2 protein-coding genes are annotated in these 1,994 nt (G+C 35.3%); both read left to right on the top strand.

Translation table 11 applies throughout. The annotated features are described in order from the left end of the window. Nucleotides 1-88: 88 nt before the first annotated feature. Nucleotides 89-703, top strand: coding sequence for a cell division protein ZapE (gene zapE, locus HC733_RS22055; RefSeq protein WP_342366052.1), 615 nt, complete (start codon nt 89-91; stop codon nt 701-703). Nucleotides 704-796: 93 nt separating this feature from the next. Then, entirely contained in the window at nt 797-1,273 is a 477-nt protein-coding gene (locus tag HC733_RS22050; RefSeq protein ID WP_190367125.1) for an NYN domain-containing protein, read from the top strand. The last annotated feature ends 721 nt before the right edge of the window (nt 1,274-1,994 follow it).

The raw sequence follows: 1,994 nt of genomic DNA, 5'->3' as shown, positions 1-1,994 counted from the left end.
TTTTTATTTAGCGATTCATAAGATCACTAAACATCATGAATGTTCCCCACATTTTCCAAAATTTCTAAAATCTCCATCTTATTGATATATAAACACTAGTTTTGGGGATACCTTAGGGTTTTTACCCACCATTAATTTGCTTGAGACCTATTGTAAGGTGGTAAGCGTTGATGGCGACACCGATCACCGATTCACTAAAGGGCTCACCAGTAAGCACTATTTTGTAAATGATACTACAGCATTTTTTAAGGCTTTTGCTCAGCAAGGTGGCGAGCAAGTTATTTCGAGTATCGAATTATTTAATCGCCAAATAAATATAGTGGGACAAGGCAAAAGCGTCATTGCTTTTGACTTTATGAGTTTATGCTCAGCGCCTCGCGCCACTGCTGACTACATTGAGTTAGCGAAAGAATACTCTGCACTTTTTATCGCAAACATTCCAAAAATGGGTGGGCGGATTGAGCAAAATCACACCGTTCAAGGTGTAGAAGATGGCTATCAACGTAACGGTTCGGCACACGACTCATATCATCTGGATGATCACGCTAGGCGCTTTATTGCCTTAGTAGATGAATGTTATGAGCAGCGCTGCATTGTTGTGATTTCTTCTTCTGTAACGATCAATGACCTATACGTAGGCAAGCGATTGGCTTTTGAATTTGAAAGAACAAAAAGTAGATTGGTAGAAATGCAGCATTGGTGATTGTTAGATAGTGACTAAGGGAATTTACTACAAAGCTAGTATGCGTAAGTTATGTGGGCTAGTATGGGGGTTTTCGCACATCAGACTTTATTAATGAAAAAAATTGCTTTATTCGTAGATGTTCAAAATATTTACTATACCTGCAAACAATCGCTTGGCTTTAACTTCGATTACAACGCTTTTTGGGCAGAGGCTCAGCAGTTGGGTGAGATAAAATATGCTTTTGCTTATGCAACTTATCGCGGTGATGACAAACAAACGCAGTTCCAAAATATACTCCGCGCAATAGGCTTTGAAGTAAAACTTAAACCTTATATTGTTCGCAGCGATGGCTCAAAAAAAGGCGACTGGGACGTCGGTATTACTATTGATATGATGGAAGCGGGAAAAGATGTTGATGAAGTGATCTTGCTTTCAGGAGATGGTGATTTTGCTATTTTACTTGCTCATTTACGAAACTCATATCAAGTGTCGAGCAAAGTATACGGAGTAGAAAAGCTGACAGCGCAATTGCTTAAAGAAAGTTGTGACGAATTTATCTCAATTGATGAACGACTACTGCTAAGATAATGCCTCAATGATTTAGCTTCGTCAGGAATTAGTTATCAATATGGAATGTTATTTGAATCATATAAACAGCAACTCCCCGTTCGTTCTGACCACAATGCAGACTCTGACATTGTTTTTAATTTAGCTCAAGGGGAGCGATTAAATGATGCCAAAGAATAATTAAATTTCTATTCTTCTTATTAAAGAATGCTTAATTTATTTTTAATAGAAATAATTTAAATAAACCTATATTAGGCATTGGAAGGAAGTTTTGTCTTAATATTTCCATGTAGATGCTTAGATGCGTTTTTTATAGCACAAAACAACGAGTCTAGTTTTAAATTCGTATGCTTTTTATAATCTTTGCACTGCTTTTTGTTTGTAGAATGTTTTTTGACTGATTGTGCGAGTGTTGTTACTCCAAGTAATTAACAAAAATCCATCTAACATTAAATGGATATATATCACCCAACATGTTCTTGTTTAATATTTTTATTGTTCTATTTTTAATTGTTTTAAACCTGATTTAACCAGATCATAATATTTTACTTTTAACATGTGAGTAGATATATTTTTTTTTGAAAAACATTTCTGATTTATGAAGTTGTGGTGGGCATGTTGTATTAATTAGTCGATTCTGAAAAACTCGGTTTTTCAAAAAACTGAGGTTGTTCAATTTGGATTGCTATCTTTAGATTCGGTTAACCATCTAACGTTATTGTTGTTGATTTTCACGTGCCAA

Source organism: Pseudoalteromonas sp. S16_S37, assembly GCF_014694405.1.
Lineage (GTDB): Bacteria > Pseudomonadota > Gammaproteobacteria > Enterobacterales > Alteromonadaceae > Pseudoalteromonas.
Note: the sequence above shows the minus strand (reverse complement) of the source record. Positions and strands in the feature narration are given on the sequence as shown.

What these genes read in the sequence shown, in the direction of transcription:
- HC733_RS22050 (WP_190367125.1), top strand. Translation starts at nt 797, where the DNA reads ATGAAAAAAATTGCTTTATTCGTAGATGTTCAAAATATTTACTATACC.